Consider the following 4916-nt stretch of genomic DNA (forward strand, 5'->3'; position numbering starts at 1 on the left):
TCTTTAACAACTGAATCAAGCAATTCGTGTGGGTGCTTGTGAGGTAAGACTGATAGTCGACAGATTATCAGCATCACAAAGCAACACTCGTGAATTCGAGAGTTACTCTTTTAAGTAAGAGATTTGCGATTGCTGAGCCAAGTTTAGGGTTTTCTCAAAACCCAAGCAGTATTGAACTGAAGAGTTTGATCATGGCTCAGATTGAACGCTGGCGGCAGGCCTAACACATGCAAGTCGAGCGGATGAGGGGAGCTTGCTCCCTGATTTAGCGGCGGACGGGTGAGTAATGCCTAGGAATCTGCCTGGTAGTGGGGGATAACGTTCCGAAAGGAACGCTAATACCGCATACGTCCTACGGGAGAAAGCAGGGGACCTTCGGGCCTTGCGCTATCAGATGAGCCTAGGTCGGATTAGCTAGTTGGTGAGGTAATGGCTCACCAAGGCGACGATCCGTAACTGGTCTGAGAGGATGATCAGTCACACTGGAACTGAGACACGGTCCAGACTCCTACGGGAGGCAGCAGTGGGGAATATTGGACAATGGGCGAAAGCCTGATCCAGCCATGCCGCGTGTGTGAAGAAGGTCTTCGGATTGTAAAGCACTTTAAGTTGGGAGGAAGGGCTGCTGGTTAATACCCTGCAGTTTTGACGTTACCAACAGAATAAGCACCGGCTAACTTCGTGCCAGCAGCCGCGGTAATACGAAGGGTGCAAGCGTTAATCGGAATTACTGGGCGTAAAGCGCGCGTAGGTGGTTTTGTAAGTTGGAGGTGAAATCCCCGGGCTCAACCTGGGAACTGCCTCCAAAACTGCATGACTAGAGTACGGTAGAGGGTGGTGGAATTTCCTGTGTAGCGGTGAAATGCGTAGATATAGGAAGGAACACCAGTGGCGAAGGCGACCACCTGGACTGATACTGACACTGAGGTGCGAAAGCGTGGGGAGCAAACAGGATTAGATACCCTGGTAGTCCACGCCGTAAACGATGTCAACTAGCCGTTGGAATCCTTGAGATTTTAGTGGCGCAGCTAACGCATTAAGTTGACCGCCTGGGGAGTACGGCCGCAAGGTTAAAACTCAAATGAATTGACGGGGGCCCGCACAAGCGGTGGAGCATGTGGTTTAATTCGAAGCAACGCGAAGAACCTTACCTGGCCTTGACATGCTGAGAACTTTCCAGAGATGGATTGGTGCCTTCGGGAACTCAGACACAGGTGCTGCATGGCTGTCGTCAGCTCGTGTCGTGAGATGTTGGGTTAAGTCCCGTAACGAGCGCAACCCTTGTCCTTAGTTACCAGCACCTCGGGTGGGCACTCTAAGGAGACTGCCGGTGACAAACCGGAGGAAGGTGGGGATGACGTCAAGTCATCATGGCCCTTACGGCCAGGGCTACACACGTGCTACAATGGTCGGTACAAAGGGTTGCCAAGCCGCGAGGTGGAGCTAATCCCATAAAACCGATCGTAGTCCGGATCGCAGTCTGCAACTCGACTGCGTGAAGTCGGAATCGCTAGTAATCGTGAATCAGAATGTCACGGTGAATACGTTCCCGGGCCTTGTACACACCGCCCGTCACACCATGGGAGTGGGTTGCTCCAGAAGTAGCTAGTCTAACCTTCGGGGGGACGGTTACCACGGAGTGATTCATGACTGGGGTGAAGTCGTAACAAGGTAGCCGTAGGGGAACCTGCGGCTGGATCACCTCCTTAATCGAAGACATCAGCTTCTTCATAAGCTCCCACACGAATTGCTTGATTCACTGTAGAAGACGATGCTGTAACGCGGCGACCCTGTTATAGGTCTGTAGCTCAGTTGGTTAGAGCGCACCCCTGATAAGGGTGAGGTCGGCAGTTCAAATCTGCCCAGACCTACCAATTTTGGTGCAGATGCTTACGGGGCCATAGCTCAGCTGGGAGAGCGCCTGCTTTGCACGCAGGAGGTCAGCGGTTCGATCCCGCTTGGCTCCACCATTACAGCTTGATCGTAGAGAGTTCAGAAATGAGCGCTTCAGGGTGATCCTGTCGAGTGCTGATTTCTGGTCTTTTGACCGGTAAGAAAATCGTTCTTTAAAAATTTGGATATGTGATAGAAGTGACTAACGACGTGTTTCACTGCACGTTGTTAATCAAGGCAAAATTTGTAGTTCTCAAGACGCAAATTTTCGGCGAATGTCGTCTTCACGATTGAGACAGTAACCAGATTGCTTGGGGTTATATGGTCAAGTGAAGAAGCGCATACGGTGGATGCCTTGGCAGTCAGAGGCGATGAAAGACGTGGTAGCCTGCGAAAAGCTTTGGGGAGTCGGCAAACAGACTGTGATCCAGAGATCTCTGAATGGGGGAACCCACCTAGGATAACCTAGGTATCTTGTACTGAATCCATAGGTGCAAGAGGCGAACCAGGGGAACTGAAACATCTAAGTACCCTGAGGAAAAGAAATCAACCGAGATTCCCTAAGTAGTGGCGAGCGAACGGGGACTAGCCCTTAAGTTGATTTGAGTGTAGTGGAAGGCTCTGGAAAGTGCCGCCGTAGTGGGTGATAGCCCCGTACACGAAACGCTCTTATCAATGAAATCGAGTAGGACGGGGCACGAGAAACCTTGTCTGAACATGGGGGGACCATCCTCCAAGGCTAAATACTACTGACTGACCGATAGTGAACCAGTACCGTGAGGGAAAGGCGAAAAGAACCCCGGAGAGGGGAGTGAAATAGAACCTGAAACCGTATGCGTACAAGCAGTGGGAGCCTACTTTGTTGGGTGACTGCGTACCTTTTGTATAATGGGTCAGCGACTTATATTCAGTGGCGAGCTTAACCGAATAGGGGAGGCGTAGCGAAAGCGAGTCTTAATAGGGCGCTTTAGTCGCTGGGTATAGACCCGAAACCGGGCGATCTATCCATGGGCAGGTTGAAGGTTAGGTAACACTGACTGGAGGACCGAACCGACTACCGTTGAAAAGTTAGCGGATGACCTGTGGATCGGAGTGAAAGGCTAATCAAGCTCGGAGATAGCTGGTTCTCCTCGAAAGCTATTTAGGTAGCGCCTCGTGTATCACTGCTGGGGGTAGAGCACTGTTTCGGCTAGGGGGTCATCCCGACTTACCAAACCGATGCAAACTCCGAATACCAGCAAGTGTCAGCACGGGAGACACACGGCGGGTGCTAACGTCCGTCGTGAAAAGGGAAACAACCCAGACCGTCAGCTAAGGTCCCAAAGTTATGGTTAAGTGGGAAACGATGTGGGAAGGCTTAGACAGCTAGGAGGTTGGCTTAGAAGCAGCCATCCTTTAAAGAAAGCGTAATAGCTCACTAGTCGAGTCGGCCTGCGCGGAAGATGTAACGGGGCTCAAACCATACACCGAAGCTACGGGTTCATCCTTTGGATGAGCGGTAGAGGAGCGTTCTGTAAGCCTGTGAAGGTGAGTTGAGAAGCTTGCTGGAGGTATCAGAAGTGCGAATGCTGACATGAGTAACGACAATGCGAGTGAAAAACTCGCACGCCGAAAGACCAAGGTTTCCTGCGCAACGTTAATCGACGCAGGGTTAGTCGGCCCCTAAGGCGAGGCAGAAATGCGTAGTCGATGGGAAACGGGTTAATATTCCCGTACTTCTAGTTACTGCGATGGAGGGACGGAGAAGGCTAGGCCAGCACGGCGTTGGTTGTCCGTGTTTAAGGTGGTAGGCTGGTTTCTTAGGTAAATCCGGGAGATCAAGGCCGAGAGCTGATGACGAGCGTTCTTTTAGAATGCGAAGTGGTTGATGCCATGCTTCCAGGAAAAGCTTCTAAGCTTCAGGTAACTAGGAACCGTACCCCAAACCGACACAGGTGGTTAGGTAGAGAATACCAAGGCGCTTGAGAGAACTCGGGTGAAGGAACTAGGCAAAATGGCACCGTAACTTCGGGAGAAGGTGCGCCGGTGAGGGTGAAGTATTTACTACGTAAGCCCATGCCGGTCGAAGATACCAGGCCGCTGCGACTGTTTATTAAAAACACAGCACTCTGCAAACACGAAAGTGGACGTATAGGGTGTGACGCCTGCCCGGTGCCGGAAGGTTAATTGATGGGGTTAGCGCAAGCGAAGCTCTTGATCGAAGCCCCGGTAAACGGCGGCCGTAACTATAACGGTCCTAAGGTAGCGAAATTCCTTGTCGGGTAAGTTCCGACCTGCACGAATGGCGTAACGATGGCGGCGCTGTCTCCACCCGAGACTCAGTGAAATTGAAATCGCTGTGAAGATGCAGTGTATCCGCGGCTAGACGGAAAGACCCCGTGAACCTTTACTATAGCTTTGCACTGGACTTTGAGCTTGCTTGTGTAGGATAGGTGGGAGGCTTTGAAGTGGGGACGCCAGTTCTCATGGAGCCATCCTTGAAATACCACCCTGGCAACCTTGAGGTTCTAACTCTGGCCCGTCATCCGGGTCGAGGACAGTGTATGGTGGGTAGTTTGACTGGGGCGGTCTCCTCCCAAAGAGTAACGGAGGAGTACGAAGGTGCGCTCAGACCGGTCGGAAATCGGTCGTAGAGTATAAAGGCAAAAGCGCGCTTGACTGCGAGACAGACACGTCGAGCAGGTACGAAAGTAGGTCTTAGTGATCCGGTGGTTCTGTATGGAAGGGCCATCGCTCAACGGATAAAAGGTACTCCGGGGATAACAGGCTGATACCGCCCAAGAGTTCATATCGACGGCGGTGTTTGGCACCTCGATGTCGGCTCATCACATCCTGGGGCTGAAGCCGGTCCCAAGGGTATGGCTGTTCGCCATTTAAAGTGGTACGCGAGCTGGGTTTAGAACGTCGTGAGACAGTTCGGTCCCTATCTGCCGTGGACGTTTGAGATTTGAGAGGGGCTGACCTTAGTACGAGAGGACCGGGTTGGACGAACCTCTGGTGTTCCGGTTGTCACGCCAGTGGCA

The 4916-nt window shown here is 52.1% G+C and carries 2 tRNA genes and 2 rRNA genes; all 4 read left to right on the plus strand.

Annotated elements, in window-relative coordinates:
* The first annotated feature begins 173 nt into the window (after nucleotides 1-173).
* Nucleotides 174-1709 (plus strand): 16S ribosomal RNA (locus tag BLS61_RS23230).
* Nucleotides 1710-1797: 88 nt separating this feature from the next.
* Nucleotides 1798-1874 (plus strand) — tRNA-Ile (locus BLS61_RS23235).
* 20 nt (nucleotides 1875-1894) lie between these two features.
* Nucleotides 1895-1970 (plus strand) — tRNA-Ala (locus BLS61_RS23240).
* A gap of 246 nt (nucleotides 1971-2216) precedes the next feature.
* A 23S ribosomal RNA gene (locus BLS61_RS23245) occupies nucleotides 2217-4916 on the plus strand; the annotation flags it as partial.

The organism is Ectopseudomonas guguanensis, assembly GCF_900104265.1.
Classification (GTDB): Bacteria; Pseudomonadota; Gammaproteobacteria; order Pseudomonadales; family Pseudomonadaceae; genus Aquipseudomonas; species Aquipseudomonas guguanensis.